This is a genomic window from Paenibacillus sp. JNU01 (assembly GCF_059130585.1).
In genome coordinates, this window is sequence record NZ_CP169723.1 from 3,878,173 (window position 1) to 3,896,553 (window position 18,381).

Here is an 18,381-nt window from a genome sequence, read left to right on the forward strand (position 1 = left end):
GCAGTGCAAAGAATAAAAAGGTAACCTGGACCCAGTTAAGAAAACCAGGCAGGCTACCTCCTATATTCCGCTCCATTACATTGAATTCTTAACTCAATTCAGCAACTCCACACAATCGTAAACCCATCCTGCACTTAACCAGTTCCCCAAATCACTGGAACCACTGATCGGTGTAATGGTGATCGTATTGGAACCATTCACGAAGTAAGATGCTGGGACATTCCAGCTAAACGTTGTGTTGTTGCCACGGTAGGTACCAATCGTGAAGCTACGAGAATTGGGCTGTGAAGACGCGGCAGGGTTGGTTAATGCATGTCCATTAACCGTTACGCTAGGTCTGCCATTATTGTAGGCTGCGGTAATCCCGATGTTGAGCATATGGGAAGATGCCGCTTGAGATGCATTCAAGTTAAACGTTATTGTGGTTGGTGAATTCTGACCACGGAATTGGATGGCCGGGAATCGATTGGTCGCGCTGCCCGTAGCATAGGTGACAGGCCCCCAGCTTGGATTACGACTATCGGACGGGTGACGGATCGGAATGGTCTGTCCATTCAAGAACTCCCGTGGTGTACCATCCCAGTTACCGATTCGCCAGATGCTGGAGGCTTGACTCGGATCATTGTTGATCGTACGGGTATTCAGCGTCGTCGTTTGGCCTGCCGTGACATTAACCGTTTCTGTATATACCGCCAGTTCTCCCTTATAGGCTGTCATGGTGTATGTCCCTGGAATCATGCTATATTTGGCGGCTGCCCCACTTGAAGAGGTACCCACCCAATACTGAGCATTGCTATTGGCGAACCCAATCGTGTACGCGTACCCCGTATCCATCCCGGAGAGACCATTAAGCACCACGTTCCCCCGACTGGATACCCAGCCCTGCAGATTCAGACCAGACATCCAACTGAAATCAGGTACACTTGGCGTCCCCCCTGTGGTGAAGATCAGAGCGTATGGTCCGTGCAGACCCAGGCGCCAATTTTCCGTTTGTGCATGGCCCGAGTTCATATAATTATAGACTTCCGTCTCCGTTCCACTTTGGAACTGGATGTCACGGAAGAATGGGCCGCCAGAGCTTTTTTCCCGATTGCCGTAGGCCATAAATACACCAACGCCATTACCCGTCACTCCACGAACGGATAAGTCTTTGGCCTGATCATTACCATAATATTTGGAGGCAGACTGTCCATTGGCAAACCCGAACACATCCTGACTTTCAATTGCTCCAGTGTTACCCCTATTGTTAGAATTCGCCGGAACACCTGTCAACACACTCCCATTACCGCGGAAAATGTACCGTAACTCTCCAATCGAAGGTTGAGCCGTGATATGCGTTGCCATGTATATGATGTTCTCGCCACCACGCGAAGCATAATAGTGAGTCAATGTGTTGGTGGAAACGGTAATTAACACCGTTGAACCCGAAGGTGACTTATTCCACGTTACATTTGCTGAAGATCCCAACCCCGAGCCAATATGTGATCCCCTATTGCTGTTCAGCTCCGTGCCGTTCATTTTGGCCGATATGATATCACCATTCGTTTTGTTCACTACATAGACTAATCCCGAACCGGTGTTCACTTCAATTCTGGAGCCGTTGTCTGTGACTTGGATGGTGGCTGCATGGCTGGTGGAGGCAGGGAAAACCAGAATCGTGGAAAACATGACGATGAGTAAAAGCATACCTATTCCCTTTTTAATGAAACGTTGAGTCACGCAAATACTCCTCCTGTCAGATCAATTTGTGAAGCGCTTACAATATGGTGTATAACAACTTAATTCCGTCTCATATCGATATGTCTGCATATGTGGGCATGTCCATAATCCATGGAATGTTATATCCGCTTGCGTATAGGTCACCACTTCATTTCAATTTAAGCTCGCCCCCTTCTTAAAACACATTGCTGAATAAAAGAAATCTTACAATTTCAATAAAATAATACCATTATATTACATATAATCGCAATGAAAACGACGAATTGATCCGTTAGTAATTCTGAAAACGAAAAACGCAGCTTCAAAAGCTGCGTTCGCGGATACCCATCTAGAGAAGATATCATCTCTTCCGAACAGGTATCCAAATCTCGCTTTTATATTGCTCAACAGTAACATCCTTGTGCTCATTCCATAACATTTCAGGACCCTCACTCAGCTCATAGTCCGATGAAGGAAACCACTCTGCGTAGATCCGGCCCCAGACCTCCTGAAGCGTGTCAGGGAAAGGACCCACGACCGTAAATACGGCCCACGTCGAAGCAGGAACCTCAAGCTGTGTCAGACCTTCAGGCGTTTCTTTGGTCGTAGCTGCGCCAATGTAATGATCCAGTTCTCCCTGTTCCGTCATACGCCCCTCACTGAAATGGGCAGAAGCACTAATTAAGCCCAGAGGCTGGACGTTCGATGCCCCCTTAATTGTATCAATTAAATCCGGTGTAAGCTGCTGGTACATCGCAGCGATCTCCGGATTCACCCCATTGAATACGATCGGCACCCTTTTACGAATACCCACGATTCGAAAAGCCTCTTTGTCTTCAATACGGTAGTTCATTTCGTTTCCTCCTTGAATGGTCAGTTGAAATGTCATCCGCGGGAAGGCTTTAAGAGATGGGCCATGGTTCCGCGCTTCGGAGGGCGTAGTGCCATGCAAGCTTTGAAATGCCCTAGTGAAAGAATCGGGCGATGTATACCCGTATTTCAGCGCAATATCAATAATTTTGCTGTCACTTTGACTTAGCTCCATGGCCGCTAGCGTCAAGCGGCGACGTCGAATATATTCCGAGAGCGTTACACCACTTAGAAAAGAGAACATACGTTTAAAATGATACTCCGAGCAGCAGGCAATTCGGGAAATCTCCTTCATATTCAGGGCGTCCGTCAGATGTTCTTCCATGTAATTCAAGGCTTCATTTAACCGCCTCAGCGTATCCATATCATCCCTCCCACGTTAATTCAAGCTTAACAAAGTCTTTCTCTTTGCATCCGACATTACCTGCACCTTTCTGTAGGCTCTGTGCACACATACCAGAAAAAAAGAGCAGCATAAGCTACTCTTTTTTAATGTTGATACACACATATCGCGGTTTCAAGTCAAACAGGTCAGGCAAGATACTCCGCCATAATCTGCTCAATATCATACGGCGTCACGCCCTCATCGACCGCATAGATGGTATCGGCCTGATCCTTCGTGTCCACCAGTTCCCCTCTCGCTTTGGCGTGCAGCATGAACAAGTCATACAGGTCGGGTTTGCGTAATGTGGTCATCGCCTTACCCATCAGCACGATACCTTTCTGATTCCCCTCGACGTTATTGTAGTAATCGGGATATCTGGTCAGCGCCAGATCCGTCCAGATGATTGTTCGCTCAACTAGATCGAGAATAACAGGAATGGCAATCTGGGTGTCGGCAGTGATATCAATTTTGTTCTGGACGGTAGCTGGTTCATAGATTTCGCCTGAACCGGGCTTCTTGCGCATCATCCAGCCTGCAAAACATTCCGGCAAGTTACAGTACGGATGGCTGGTGAAGGAATGTAGTGTTGTCACCACATAACGTCCGCCATAATTCACGATGGAGGGGATATGCAGATCAATAAATTCACTTGCACCATAAGGTGCAGTCACAATATCCCCACTATGAGCCGCTTTGTATTTGACTGATCGCAGATTGGTATAGGAGATATGTTCAACGTAATTCCATTTCTCGTCATACATGACCGCCGACAAGTCAATATCTACACGCCCCGTAGGTGTGCCGTCCACTTCGCCCTCTTTCCACCAGCTGAAGAAACGTATCGTGTCACCTTCACCCATCGGGATGCGGCTTCCACGCACAATGGTTCGCAGAGCTTTGCTCGCGGATCGTTGTGAAAAAGGAACCAGATAATGCTGGAGACGTTCATCTATATACGTTTTTCCGAGTGATGGGAAGTCAGAGAACCGTGTAATCAAGGCCTGCTCGCACAATTCCACGACTTCCTGACAGACCGCCTCGTCAAGCTCCGGCAGCTCATTCGGGATACCAAAAGCCTTTGCTACATTGCCTTTCGGAAAAAAGACCCGCAAATCCGAGGCTTCATTCCGCTGTGCGAAATGCTGTCTCACCTGCAATAACACGGGTGTGGATACCTGTGCAGCCACTTCACCAAAGGCCAACAGTACATACGCTTCATCTTCAGTTATCCGCAGCATGTGATCCAGTTTTCTCGCAAATTCACCTGGACGCTGCGACAACAGATCGATTAGACTCCATACATTCCGATATTGGAAGGCAAGCTCCACACTTCCGTTGAAGGTCGAATAAGGCTTATTATTACGCAAAATATCAAAGGCTTCATCGCATCGTGGATACCGAAGCTTATATTCCGAAGGATGCAGAATTTCGCCAAGGCGAATCCAGCGATCCTTATAACGCAGCATATCCTCCGTGATGGAGCCACATTGCTCCAATAATCCGAGCAAAAGGCGTCTCTCACGGCGTTTGAATTTTCGGAAGGGAGAAGCCGCAGCGAGACTGACATCACCATTCGACCAGGCAACAGCCAGACGCAGGACATCACTTGCCGTTTTGAAATACATGCCGATTCGGTCGATGTTCGCCTTTTCATGCTTCAACAGCGAGGAGACCACGAAGCCTACATTTTCTTTGAACGGAATCTCGGCGGGCAGAATCGCATCCACTTCACTTGGATCTGCATGCTCCAACACGGTATCGATATCTTTCTTGTCTGTTTCCGAGATGGAACCTTTCGCTTCAATGATCTGACGAATGAGTGTCTGGAAGGCTTGTTTGTTTCCCAAACCAATGACTTTCAAGTCCGTCTTCTCCAGCAAAGGCATTCTCTCCACAGATGGTTGATCCGGGTAGACCACAGTCAGATTGGTCAGATAATGAATAATCGCATTGAGATATAACTCCGCTTCATCCGCTTGCATCACCTGCATCGGGAATCCTGCATACATCGGTGTGTACTTCACATGTGCGCCGACCATGACTCTCAGATCAGCCACAAGTTGAATATATACGGTTTCAAATTGTTCCTTGGACAGCTGCCGCATCGCCTGCATTAACTCATCCGAGAAGGTGTATCCGAGCGTTTCAATATTCTTGAGGGCAGTCGCCAGGTGTGTCTTCGGCAACTGTTGCTTCCCTTCGTTGAGTTCAATGATGAGTTTGTTCGCTCTGCGCAAATAGATCGTATTGTTCATGATAAAAGAGTCCAGGAAAGCCACATCCCTATATAACATGAAAGGTTAGGGTTAGAAGGAAGGAATGTGATAGCCTGGACGCCTCCTCTCTGATAATGAAATCTTCAGGAGAGCTGCGACCCTATGATCTCCAATGATTGTAGAAGGAAGGATCGCAATAGCCTGAAGGCCAGCGATTCGAAGTTCGTCACCCGAATCTCTGGTGAACCCATCATCTCAGATTCCACGATATGCCAACAGGGTGAAAGTATTACGACACACCATTGAAATTCTTTTTTATATCCACCAAAAGATATATGTGGTTTATGATCTTTCCCAAATCCAGGGGGAGTGCTCAAAATTGTGTCGAATATAACAAAGAAGAACCCTAGAGAATGATGCAGAAACGAGGTTAGGACGATGGAACTTCAAAAATTATATTCTGATTATATACGGCTCAAATTCAATTGTGGAGTTAAGCCTGAGCCTTCGTGCACAGATTATATGGAGTATGGTTTGTATGAGGATAATAGTGCCGAACTGTTTATGGTATCCCACCCAGATGAGACATTTACAAACTGGATGTCGAGACTGCGTCCGAAAGATCCCTATTATGGATCAAGGCCAGACTGGAAGCCGACTCTCTCAGAACCATTTGAACAGCTCGATGTTTATGACGAAATGATTATGTATTATCTGTTATTTACCATCAACACCACGCTGTCGATCAACACGTATAACACCTACAGTGCCATGAATGAATTTATGAAAAGCTATAGCTTCTTCCAATTGTCTCAGCTAAGCGAAATTCCCCAATTCAGCGAGGAACAAAAGCATCTGTTACGTGACTTTTTCTTCTTTTTTTACCTCTATGCACACCCGGTTAATGAAGATACATTATATGCCTGCTCATTCAGCGAACAACACCTTGTACATACGAAGACCGACATTTCATTGGAGGATTATTTTTCGGCATACCATGATCACTACACCTTACTTCGAAATGAATACAGGGAACAAATCGTAATCACTGCTGAAGAGATCCAAGCCTGCAAACGCCTGACGCTGGAACTGCTATATACCATTGAAGGCCGATCTCCCAAGTTAAACATGCCTTCAGAGGAAGGTTTGGAACCAATCATCATGTTAATCAACAACGTGAGTCAGATGTTACAGTTGTATACAGAGGAACCGGAGGCATTATTCCAGATCATGCGGGATTTCCTTATTCAAGCTGAAGGTCACTCCAGTACATACGCTAACCACTGTTTCAAGACACTGCTTCAGAACTATGCTTCATATATCCTGTTTTTCCGATTTGATGAGGTTCAATTGCTGGTAGATGCTTTCAGGCATACCCCGGCTTGGTGCGAAATAATTGTTAGTAAACTGTTCAACGACTCCATCTTCCTTGAAAAGATCATGAGACTACAGCAGGTCAATCTTGACGCTTATCCAGACGTCTCTATGTTCTTTAATGAAGAGGCACGAAAGATGATTTTGTAGCAACGATCTGGCCCTACAAAAAAATGCCTAAAAAAGCCTTTGCCGACCCCCAATGTCAGCAAAGGCTTTTCATTTTAAATTGTTTATTGATCAATCAAGTTGGTTACTTTCAACATTCTTGCAATCAATGCAGTGACCTCAGCACGGGTCATTGTGGTCTTCGGACTCAGAACTTCCGGTCCGTTCCCTTGGATGATTCCCGCTGCAATCAACTGGGCTACATCTTCTTTCGCCCAATTCGATACATCCGCTGCATCACTGTAACGTTCCAGTTCAGAGTTCATCTGATTCGGGCTGATTGCCGCATCCGGTTCAATCAGACGATAAGCACGAGCCACCATGGCAAATCCCTGCTCACGTGTGATTTCCTGATTACCGTAGAAGTTTCCATTATCGTAACCGCGAACGATACCGAATTCATTCGCAAGGGCTACCGCATTGCGGAACCATGCCGAATTGTTAACGTCAGGGAATAGATTCTGTGGTGCATCCTGACGCATTAAGCCCAGTCCAAGTACTACAATCTCGGCAAACTCAGAACGAGTAACCTGACGGTTCGGGGAGAACGTGTTATCTCCGTTACCTTTCAGATCTAATCTCGCAGCGATGTTGTTCACATCAATTTTGCCCCAATGGGATCTGGCATCTTCAAAATCCTGCGGATTCCAGATGACCGAGTAACTTCCGCTGCTGCGCAAGTCATTAATAAGCGCGTAGTAACGGCTATCGACTTTAGTAACAACCGTTGGTACATGGAAGATGCTACCGTCCGGGTTGATGATCACGCCTGTTGTAATCCGGTTCGGATCGATCCCTTCCGGCAGTGCAATATACTTCGGCGCATAGCCGTTCAGTTGCCCGGAACGAACCGTTTGTCCATCTTTTGAGAAGGTGAGATCCAGATCAACCGGTGTGACAAGTAGCTCGTATCCTTGGGATGCGGCTCTCGTTTCGGCGCTGTCAATCAACGTATCCGATGAACGTGTGATATCGATATGGACATCAATATCATTCAATGCTGCATTACCAAGCTGTCCAGATACACCATTCAAGTCCATTTTACCGCCAGGTACCGGATAGATTGCCAGCGGATTACTAATGTTTAGTTTGGAACCTTGATCTACTAATTGTTTCAGTGTTTCAAGGGTTAATCCGTCCACCTTCATATCCCCATCATTCGGCGAATGAATGGCGAATTGCTGACCTGTGCCTTGTGACATGGCATCTTTCAGCTTGGCTGGATCAACTTGAACCAATGTTTCTTTGTTGTCAGATGGTTTGGATGTAGCAAATGGTTGATGACTGCCATCCCGGGTTGTTTCCAGATTATCCTTCACGGGTGCCGGAGTTGGCGTTGGTACTGGCGCAGGTGTAGGTGCTGGCGTACTTCCACTGTTGCCGCCCGTATTACCACCACCGCCATTATTGCCTCCACCATTGTTACCATTGTCACTGGATGCTCTGTTTACGTTGATTTTGTACTCCGTAACATGGCCAAGTGAATCTGTGACTTTAACAACAATGGTATTTCCGCCAACTTGAAGCGGTAAATTCTCACTGGCACTACCACTTGTAACCTCGTTCCATTCTCCATCTCCAACCGCTATTTCAATCTTCGCAAGTGGATCAAGTGCCGTTGGCGTTAACTGGAATTGATATACGCTATTCGGCACAGAGATGGTGTACGTGTCTTTAGCCGGATCAAAGGCAGGAGACAAGCTTCCTGTGGATGGGATCAACGTTTGCAGCGTTGATGTGTCATTACCAATCACTTTGGTCAGACCCTCCTGGGCATCTACCAAATCCTGATACGCTTCTTCCACTTGTTCCGATGTTGCATTCTCGTCATCGAACACGGATTGAGCAACTTCTAACGCCGTTTGCAGCGTTTGCCATGTTTCTGGCGTGTACTCCTCTGTGTCCAGTTCGCCTGTTTCGATCTTACCGTTAATCTCATCGATTTTGGCTTTCAACTTCGCCTTGTCAATAATAACAACATAACTTTTCCCATTTGATGCTTCTGAGTCTGCATATGCTGGATTGTTCGTCTTCGCTGTGACTGTCACCGTGTAGGCGCCAGCTTTCAGCGGTGGTTCCAATTGCGACAGGTTCAGTACCGTTCCAGGCACCTCCTCTGTACGCTTCGTACCATTTTCCATTTCGATCGTTACTTCATATTTATCTGCATGCTCAACGGTCTCCCATTTCAATTCATCATCGGTCAGTGTGACGTCTGGTGCTGTCAGAGAAGTCACAGCAGTTGCAATGGTAAAGTACGAATCCGGCCCAAAATTCGAGGTATTAAGCGTTACTTGGCCGTTCTGAATTAAATGTAACGAGTTTGGATTACCAAATTGAGCATCATCGCTGATCACAAGATACTGAGGCAACGCTGAAATACCTTCGGTATCGTCTAACTGAAGAGTAATCTGTGATTCAGTCCAGTTTGCTTTCTGTACTTTGTAGATCCGCTCCATTCCAAGCAGTTTTACTTGATCCTTCGTCATCGGTGTTTTGAATTCAGTACTTGCTCCATTATCACCAAACGTAAAGAAAGAAGAGTCGTTTGAAAAACTATTTTGATTCGCAGAATTGGTATCCTCGATACTGTTGCCCAATGCCATCGTTAACATGGACCCCAATTCCTGCGCCTTGGCTTGTTTCTGCAGCAAGTTGCTCTGGTCATCTCGACCGATGCTTGTAACGCGATGGGTATAGGCTGCATTCACATTTGAATCCCAGATCGTAGCTATGTTTGAATCGACATATGAATTGGCTGTCGTCTGATCCAGCGTATAGCCGTATTTGATCGCTAGATATGTGCTCACTTTCTGGCGTTCCTCGTCCGTCAGCGCATGATCGTATACGATAATTTCTTCAATCGTTCCCTGCCAATGTTCAACACTCGCAGTTGCTGGAACAAGCTTACCGATTACTGCTCCGCCAGAGTTACCCGTATCCCATAACTTAGGAACATCCTGTCCGTAACCACCTAGTTCCTGTACCTGCTTCATTTTACTGTACAATCTAGCTATGTTAGATTCAGTATTTCCACCTGTCCAAGTAACAAATTGCTCGTTCGGGAACGTCGTTCCTAGGAACCCCTCAGGAGTGTATAATGTCTGACTCATGGTACTGTTAAATGTGGTCAAGCCGCCTCTTGTACCATTTTGGAGCATCCCTATACCAGTATAACCACTCGTTTGGGCTCCCCAGGAAATGATATACTTGATGCCTCCAGTTTTACTGGTTTTGCTAACCGTAATAATTGATCTGGCAGTCTTCCCTTGGGGAAGCTTACTTACATCCAGATTCATAAAAGTTTTCGTTCCGTCATATTCCAATACCGGATTAAAATTAATATTATGATTCTTGTCATCCCAATAAGTCGGTTGGTTATCGACCTCATCTTGTGTTGCGTTATTTGCTTTACTGCCTTGATCTTCCCAAGTACTCACCTTCTGGCCGCTGGTAACTTCCATGCCCAGATCAGATCGAAGCCATAGTGAAGGAGAACCCACTCCACCTGGACCCGCTGTACTTCCACCATTCACCAGGGTAAGCCCTGTCCGTGCATTTGTTATTTCCTGAAGCGCGTTGTTGATTTGCTCTTGTGTTACATTCGGTTCACTTAGCACCTGTTCTGCTGTGATCAGCGCATCATGAAGTGCAGTCCAACTGTCTGATGTATATTTTGATTCTTCCAGGTTCTCACCTGTAATTTCGTCATATTTGCCTTGTAGAACTGACTTGTCTACTACAGTAATATCCCTGCGTACAGGTTCAGCAGAGATTCCATTATTCGTTGCTGTAACCTTCAATGTATATTCTCCAGGCGACAATACAGAAGAAGGTGTGAATTCCCATGTTCCGTCCGGGTTCACAGTAGCTTCACCAACAACGTTCTTAGCTGGGTCGGATTTGTTTACCATTGTAATGGTTACCACGGCCCCAGATGTAACGGAACCTTTCAAGGTAGGTTTGGCACTCACCGTAGAAAGATCCAAAGGAGTATCCAGTGCCAGATTGACTGGCAATCGGTACGTCAGAATAACCTTATTCGCTTGATTATCATATGCAACTGCTGCCGTCGTATTGATATCAGATACGAAATAGGATTGATCCGCTGTTTGTGCAAGGTAACCTCCCCCACCAATCGCAATATCAACGACTGGATTCGTTACATCATCAGGCATAATATTAGCGTATACACCAACCTTCGCACCGGTCTGCAAAGGGTTAACCAATGTCAGATATGCACTGCCGGTGGCCGACGTGTTTTTCAAGTAAACGTTACGCTGTTCACCCTTGGTATTCAAGTTATCATATACATAGGCTGTTCCTCCGAAATCGAAACGGGCATCGGCGGCACTTCCCCGCATATACACAGCAACATTCCCAATCGTTTGTCCATCAGCATCTATTCCATTACCGGACAGAATATTACCCGTAATCTGCCCACCTGTCATAATAAACCTGGGCTTGCCAGATAACCCAATCCCAACTATGACACCATTACCATCTGCAGAAATTTCATTTTCAGTAATGATTCCGTCTTGAATCTCTACAACTCCCCCACTACCTGCACCAAGGAGAGAAGGAGGGTTATTTGCCAGCTTTCCCGTGATCCGGTTGTGGTGGATCCGTGTGCCATCCTGAATGACTACCGTTCCTCCAAGTGCTGCAATAACGCTTGCCGTACTTGAGCCTCCAGTTGTGACATAGTGATTCCGGACCTCAACATTTTTAAGCATCACCTTACCGCCCGTTACTTGCATCCCATAGATCGCTTGGTTGGTGGCAACATGATTACCGTCTATATCCACATTCTCAAATGTAATGTTTCCATTCGGGACCCGAATCAGATCTCTGTTCTTAAATTCCTCACCTCGAAGAATAGAGTATCTGTTACCTTCCTCAGATGTGATCGTAACTGTTTTTCCTGAAGCAGCAACAGTCCACACGTCATTCAGTGAAAGATTGCTTAATAAAACAATCTCCCCTGAACCTGTAATTTCAGTTAGAGCTCTATTCATTGTTAAAAAGGGGGCTTCCTCTGTTCCCTCGTTTTCGTCATTGCCGATTGATGATACATAGAATATACTGTCCGCCGCCATGGCAATAGGCATTGGTGTGAACGCAGATGTGGTCACAATTACAAGTGACAATATCGACATTAGCATTACTTTAATTATTCTCAACGCTGTACTTCCTCCTTTTGTTCACTATCATTTTATAATTCGAATCAATTGCACTTAAAAATCGAACTCGTCCTGCTGAAATGTCCCCTTTTTTTGCTTAATGAACATGCCTCCCTTATTCGAAAATGTTCATCGCTCCTAAATGATCTGTGCTCCGTTGTGGAATCTCACCACATCGCACTTATTTTACACAAAGCCTCTTACCAAACTCTTACCAAACCTTTCTCTAACAAACACAACCAAAAAACAGCCCTGCACATGAAGCTGCAAGGCTGTTGATATTCAATTACATATTTGATTGTTTCCATTGCTGGTACCACAACTCCACTTCCAACCCAGGACGGAGGCCCGCCTCTTGTTCTAATGCAGTAACCAACTGATTGTATTGTGCGATCACGGGATCTTTATTACCTAATTGATCATAAGTCTTCATTAACGCCAGTCCAACTTGTTCCAATGATGGCTCGAATTGCTGTACCCGATGATATAACGTGAGTGCTTCCGTGTGCTGTCCAAGCTCAATATAGTATTGTGCAAGCTGCATGGCGTGGTTACGCCAAAGTGCATGCAGCCGCTGACGCTCCAGCTCGGCCCATACGTAATCGTCCTCGCCATAATATTTGCCTTCATACTGATCTGAGGTCTGCCGATGTTCGACTACTGTGGAAGAAGATAATAAAGGCAATAGGTGCAGCCGATTCTCCCATTCTTCCGCGTCAATTCTGAATTCTCCCGTCTCCAGAAGATAACCAAACTGCTGATAGCGAATAAAAATTTTGTCTTCTCCCATGAATTCGTTCATCATGCTGCGTAAGCGATGGATGCCACTATGCAGATTGGATATGCCTCTCCGCTCATCCAACTCGGGCCACAATAGCTCAAGTAGCGTATCCCGTTTAATCGGTTTGTTTCGATGGTGGAGTAAATAGGCAAATAACTCTCTGATCTTGGTTGTTCTGAACTTCATAAGTTTGGGCGGCTCGTTCGGGTGCAGTTGGACCTGAAGCATTCCCAGACAGCGGATGACCATGGATGGCCCTTCTGCTGTATTCAGAGTTGCAGGCACCATTCGGCGTTGATACATCTTCATCGTTTTTTCCAAACGGTCACGCGTTACAGGCTTCATGATATAGTCCAGCACTTCAAGCCCGTAGGCCGTCAATGCATGTTCGTTATAAGCTGTTGTAAAAATAACCTCTGTTCCAGGAGAAACCTCATGAATCCGTTCGGTCGCCTCAATCCCGTTCATCCCCGGCATCTGTACGTCCATGAAGACGATTTCCGGCAGATGAATTCCGATCTGATCGATAGCTTCTTGTGCCGTCAGAAAAGAGCCGATCACTTCGCAATCCTCTCTCTCTTTCAACAGTTTGTTCAACCTGCTCAGAGCGAGATATTCATCATCTACCAAAATCACTCTCATATGCACAACTCCTCTGGCTCACTGATCATCCTTTAATCTATAATTTTACCATAAATCCTGATGTGGTACCGCTATCATTTGAATATAGAATCTATGTTCTGTATTCAAAAAAATGTTCTTCAATACCAAAGGGCATGCAGGATTTTGAAGTAAACTGTCGAAAACTAAAGTCTGCCATGAAACTTATAACCTATAAAAAGATACCCCGATATGTATTGCTGTCGATTCTATTTCTCACTATTTTGCTTGGCTTTCGCTGGATATGGTCCGAGTCTTTCGCTATACCCGAACATCCTGAACCCACCAAAGGCGTATTGGACCTCCGAGGCTGGGACATCGCCAACGCTTCACCCATATCCCTCGATGGAGAATGGGAATTTTACCCCCATGCGTTAATCTCTAATCGTGATATTAAAGTAGCAGACTACTCATCCGCACCCATACAAGTTCCCGGTGACTGGCGGAATGTGTTACCCCAATCCTCATCATCATTTGGATATGGAACATACCGTCTTCGCATACTTGTAGATCCATCCGTGAAGGAAGTCTCTCTCTGGGCTCAGAAAATCCAGACTTCATCCATTATCGAGATGAACGGGACCGTTGTTGCCGAATTTGGTCAACCCGCCACCCATGCCGAAGCCTACCGACCAGAAAGGACTGCATTTGCGACTTCCTATGCGCTTGACGGTTCTTCCGAAATCAATCTCCTGGTGCAGACAGCTAACTTTGATGACCCATATAGCGGAGGGATCACGCGCTCTCTCTATTTTGGCTCTCCAGAAGCCATTGGAAGTGAACGGGGATTATCTATCGATCTGCAAAAGATTACATTCGCCATACTGATCTTGCATAGCTTATACGCTTTTATTATGTTTCTGTTTATCCGCAAGGAACGAGCTCTGCTGACGTTCTCGATGCTAACACTGGTTGCTGCCCTAACGGTCACCTCTGACCATGACAATCTGTTACTGAGTTGGATTCCACTCAACTTCACATGGATCGTTAAGGCCAAAGCGTTCTCCTATCCATTGTTCGCATTCTTTCTTTTACAGATGGCTCGAAGTTTCTCCCATAGTCTACAAGGCCGTAAACTATTTCGTATCTACGCCAGCGTGCTTGGTGTGTACTGTGTATTTTTGCTAATTGCACCGGTGACCTTGATCTACCATGTCCTTAAAATTGGACTATCTGATTTCCTGTACCTGTTTGCCATTGGCTGGTCTGTGTACCTGTTCTTCCGCATGGCAGCGGAGAAGCGAAGTGACGCAAGCTTTCTGCTCTTCGCGGCAACCAGCAGCTTATCCAGCGTATTGTGGGGAATCGTGAATTCGCGTAATGAAATTACCAACGTGTATTACCCCATTGATGTGATTGCAGCCATATTCGGCTTCTCTGCCTATTGGTTCCGAAAGTACTTCCGTAATTCAAGCGAAATCGAGAAGTTGTACGAACAGCTCAAAGAGGAGGATCGACAGAAAGATCAGTTCCTTGTGAATACAGCTCATGAACTGCGTACACCGCTGCATGGCATCATCAATATTGCGGAAAGCATCGCGGTCCGTGAACGGCGTAAATCAGGCGGACAGCAAGCAGAAGACATGAAGCTGTTGGTTACCATTGGCCGACGCATGTCCCAACTGGTTGATGATCTCCTTGACGTGATTCGCCTGAAGGAGAAGCGGATTACGCTTCAGAAGAAACCTTTGTCTCTTGCATCTGTCATTCCAGGCGTAATCGGCATGTTCCGATTCATGGCAGAGGGCAAGCCTGTCCATATGGAGGTGGACATTCCAGATACACTGCCACTTATTCAGGCCGATGAGAGAAGACTTGTTCAGGTGCTCTACAATTTGTTGCATAATGCACTCAAATTCACCGATCAAGGTACGATTACCGTATCTGTCCGGGAACATGGAGATAGCATTGTAATTCAAGTCCTGGATACAGGTGTGGGCATAAGTGAGGAGATACAACAGCGAATATTCGAGGCCTATGAACAGGGAACCCCGGAGGCTCGCTTAAGTGGAGGAATCGGCCTCGGTCTTAATATCAGCAGACAGCTCATCGAACTCCATGGGGGCCAGCTCACCGTGCAATCTGTACCTGGACAAGGTTCGAGCTTCCAAATCTCGCTTCCACGGGAAGATACCACATCGCAAACGGATCAGACTGAACAGCGATGGGAGGCTCACAGCTTTGACGAAATCGCGATTGCAGAGCCGCAGCAGCAGAACTTGTCCCATTCTCATGACAAGACTGTCGCCCGCATTCTTGCCGTTGATGATGATCCTGTAAACCTGCGAGTGCTAATCTCCATGCTGGCGAATGAACCCTATCATATTCAACCTGCGGCCTCGGCGCTTGAAGCACTTCAATTGCTGGATCAGGAGCCGTGGGACTTACTGATTGCCGATGTCATGATGCCTCATATGTCCGGTTATGAACTGACAGAGAACGTACGCAAACGTTATTCGGTATCAGAGCTACCCATCCTGTTGTTGACGGCTCGTAACGAACCAGCGGATGTTTACGCCGGATTCATGGCTGGTGCAACGGACTATGTTACCAAACCCGTGGATGCCGTTGAGTTAAGGCATCGCATCGGATCACTAATCGTGCTGAAACAATCTATCGATGAGCGACTGCGTATGGAAGCTGCCTACTTACAGGCACAGATTCAGCCCCATTTTCTTTTTAATACGCTCAATTCCATCATGGTGCTTAGTGAGATAGACACGGAGCGAATGCAGAAACTGGGTGATACGTTTATCGAATATCTTCAGACCAGCTTTCATTTTGTCAATTCGGAGAAAATGGTTGAGGTCACGCACGAGTTGGATCTCTCCCGTGCCTATCTCTACATTGAGAAAGAACGTTTCATGGATCGGCTGAATGTCATCTGGGATATTCCAGATGATCTTGATCTTTCGCTGCCGCCACTCACCATTCAACCGCTCATTGAAAATGCAGTACGACATGGCGTTCTAAGCAAAGTTGAGGGTGGGACCGTGCATATCCGGATTATCAACCAAACAGCGTCCACCCTCATTGAGATTGAGGATGATGGTGTGGGGATGCAGCCCGAGCAGATTGAACGGGCACTTGCGTGGCCTAAGAGAGGATCTGGGGGAACTGGAGGGATCGGATTAACCAATACACATCGCCGGTTGACTCAGATGTACGGACAGGGCTTAAGCATCGTCAGCTCACCAGGCCAAGGTACGAAAGTATCCTTTGTCATCCCTTTGGACCGCAGCACAGGAGTCTGAATGATAAGATAGTTCTGTAACGCTACAACAGGCATTCTGCACAGTCCGTATCCGTATGCTTCATGTAATGTCTAAGGTGAACGCGATAGTGAAGGACATATTCATGTTCTGGTTCAACTCCAAATTCAGTCATATCAAATAAAACGAAAAAAGAGCTAAGCACGGGCTTCATCCCGGTTTAGCTCTTCTTTCGCTTGATTATTATCTAACTCGATAAGCTAGATGTTATACATGCAGGGCTTGTTTTTCATCCGATAATCCCAGTGCCTTGGCAGTTGAAGAATGAACCTCTTTGAGAAGATCCAGATTCTCCACAAGGGAGATGCCATAGGATGGAATCATTTCCTTTATCTTCGGCTCCCATGCCTCCATATGCTGCGGGAAGCAACGCTGAAGAATCTCAAGCATGACCTGAACCGCAGTGGATGCACCCGGTGATGCACCCAGCAAAGCCGCGATTGTTCCATCTGCAGATGTAACTACTTCTGTACCGAATTGGAGCGTACCCTTGCCACCTTGAACGGTATCCTTGATGACCTGCACACGCTGCCCTGCCAGAACCATATCCCAATCCTCACTCTTCGCACCCGGAACAAAGTCACGCAATTCTGCCATGCGTTGTTCTTTCGATAACATCAGTTGTTGAATGAGATATTTGGTCAAAGAGATTTCTTTGACACCTGCTGCGAGCATCGTAAGCAGATTGTGCATCTTAACCGACGTGATTAAATCGGCATTGGAACCCGTCTTCAGGAACTTCGGCGAGAACCCGGCAAACGGTCCGAATAACAGCGACTTCTTATTGTCGATAAATCGGGTATCCAGATGCGGAACGGACATCGGCGGAGCCCCTACCGAAGCCTTGCCATATACCTTGGCGTGATGCTGTTCCACGACTTTTGGATTTTTGCACACCATAAAGATACCACTGACCGGGAATCCGCCGATATGCTTACCTTCCGGAATGCCCGTCTTCTGGAGCAGATGCAGACTTCCGCCGCCTGCGCCAATAAAAACGAATTTTGCCTTATGGCGTTCGACTGCACCGCTCTTCAGATTTTTCACAGTTAATTCCCATTGTCCATCGTTGGTACGTTTCATATTCTTCACGCTATGTTGGTAGTGGATCGCCACGTTTTGTTCCTTCAGGTGTCCGATTAACATACGCGTTAAAGCACCAAAGTTAACGTCCGTACCGGAGTCAATTTTGGTCGCCGCAACAGGTTCATTACTTGTACGATCTTTCATCATCAGCGGCATCCATTTCGCCAGCTCTTTCTTGTCATCCGAGAATTCCATGCCTGCGAACAGCGGGTGATTCGATAAGGAGTCATAACGTCTTTTTAGAAACTGGACGTTGCTCTCTCCGTGTACATAACTCAAATGAGGAATCGGCATAATGAAGTCCCGCGGATTACGAATCAGACGGCTATTGACGAGATAGGACCAAAATTGCTTTGAGATCTGAAATTGTTCATTCACTTTAATCGCTTTGCTAATATCTACGGTTCCGTCTGGTCGTTCAACGGTATAGTTAAGTTCGCACAATGCAGCATGCCCGGTTCCGGCATTATTCCATTCGTTGGAGCTTTCCTCTCCTGCAGTGGCTAGCTTTTCGAAAACCTTAATATTCCAGTCTGGTGCCAATTCTTTTAGCAAAGTTCCCAAAGTTGCACTCATAATTCCGGCACCAATCAAGATAACATCTGTACTCGTTTGTCCCTGGCTCATGTCTACCGTCCTTATATCCTATATTTGCCAAAAGGATGTAAGCGTTATCGATTTGGCATTT

At 46.3% G+C, this 18,381-nt stretch carries 8 protein-coding genes; 2 read left to right on the forward strand and 6 right to left on the reverse strand.

The genetic code is table 11. From position 1 onward, the window contains the following. Positions 1 to 93: 93 nt before the first annotated feature. The 3 genes from NLBNIHML_RS16845 to NLBNIHML_RS16855 all read right to left on the reverse strand — a co-directional run bounded on the left by NLBNIHML_RS16845 (position 94) and on the right by NLBNIHML_RS16855 (position 5,208). A complete protein-coding gene (locus NLBNIHML_RS16845; RefSeq protein WP_494352380.1) occupies positions 94 to 1,719 on the reverse strand; it encodes a rhamnogalacturonan lyase B N-terminal domain-containing protein in 1,626 nt (541 codons plus the stop codon). A 340-nt stretch (positions 1,720 to 2,059) separates the two neighbouring features. Then, complete coding sequence (locus NLBNIHML_RS16850; protein ID WP_494352381.1) at positions 2,060 to 2,932, reverse strand: AraC family transcriptional regulator; 873 nt, start codon at positions 2,930 to 2,932, stop codon at positions 2,060 to 2,062. Positions 2,933 to 3,099: 167 nt separating this feature from the next. Further along, complete coding sequence (locus tag NLBNIHML_RS16855; protein ID WP_494352382.1) at positions 3,100 to 5,208, reverse strand: TerD family protein; 2,109 nt, start codon at positions 5,206 to 5,208, stop codon at positions 3,100 to 3,102. Positions 5,209 to 5,607: 399 nt separating this feature from the next. On the opposite strand from NLBNIHML_RS16855, the gene NLBNIHML_RS16860 reads away from it, so the two are divergent. After that, the gene (locus NLBNIHML_RS16860) at positions 5,608 to 6,693 is read left to right on the forward strand and encodes a hypothetical protein (RefSeq protein WP_494352383.1); all 1,086 of its coding nucleotides are present in this window, start codon (positions 5,608 to 5,610) and stop codon (positions 6,691 to 6,693) included. Positions 6,694 to 6,776: 83 nt separating this feature from the next. Here the strand turns inward: NLBNIHML_RS16860 and NLBNIHML_RS16865 are convergent, their stop codons facing one another. Both NLBNIHML_RS16865 and NLBNIHML_RS16870 read right to left on the reverse strand, forming a co-directional pair. Next, entirely contained in the window at positions 6,777 to 11,894 is a 5,118-nt protein-coding gene (locus tag NLBNIHML_RS16865) for a DUF8202 domain-containing protein (RefSeq protein ID WP_494352384.1), read from the reverse strand. Positions 11,895 to 12,180: 286 nt separating this feature from the next. Further along, a complete protein-coding gene (locus NLBNIHML_RS16870; RefSeq protein WP_472475521.1) occupies positions 12,181 to 13,317 on the reverse strand; it encodes a response regulator in 1,137 nt (378 codons plus the stop codon). Positions 13,318 to 13,493: 176 nt separating this feature from the next. Between NLBNIHML_RS16870 and NLBNIHML_RS16875 the strand changes: the two genes are divergently transcribed. Further along, complete coding sequence (locus NLBNIHML_RS16875; protein WP_494352385.1) at positions 13,494 to 16,589, forward strand: hybrid sensor histidine kinase/response regulator; 3,096 nt, start codon at positions 13,494 to 13,496, stop codon at positions 16,587 to 16,589. A 225-nt stretch (positions 16,590 to 16,814) separates the two neighbouring features. Here NLBNIHML_RS16875 and NLBNIHML_RS16880 read toward each other — a convergent pair whose 3' ends face one another. Continuing rightward, a complete protein-coding gene (locus NLBNIHML_RS16880) occupies positions 16,815 to 18,320 on the reverse strand; it encodes a malate:quinone oxidoreductase (protein ID WP_339258024.1) in 1,506 nt (501 codons plus the stop codon). Between the last annotated feature and the right edge of the window lie 61 nt (positions 18,321 to 18,381).

Bases quoted from the DNA above. Each gene is read 5' to 3' on its own strand.
- NLBNIHML_RS16850 (WP_494352381.1), bottom strand. From the start codon at position 2,932: ATGGATACGCTGAGGCGGTTAAATGAAGCCTTGAATTACATGGAAGAA.
- NLBNIHML_RS16855 (WP_494352382.1), bottom strand. From the start codon at position 5,208: ATGAACAATACGATCTATTTGCGCAGAGCGAACAAACTCATCATTGAA.
- NLBNIHML_RS16860 (WP_494352383.1), top strand. From the start codon at position 5,608: ATGGAACTTCAAAAATTATATTCTGATTATATACGGCTCAAATTCAAT.
- NLBNIHML_RS16870 (WP_472475521.1), bottom strand. From the start codon at position 13,317: ATGAGAGTGATTTTGGTAGATGATGAATATCTCGCTCTGAGCAGGTTG.
- NLBNIHML_RS16875 (WP_494352385.1), top strand. From the start codon at position 13,494: ATGAAACTTATAACCTATAAAAAGATACCCCGATATGTATTGCTGTCG.
- NLBNIHML_RS16880 (WP_339258024.1), bottom strand. From the start codon at position 18,320: ATGAGCCAGGGACAAACGAGTACAGATGTTATCTTGATTGGTGCCGGA.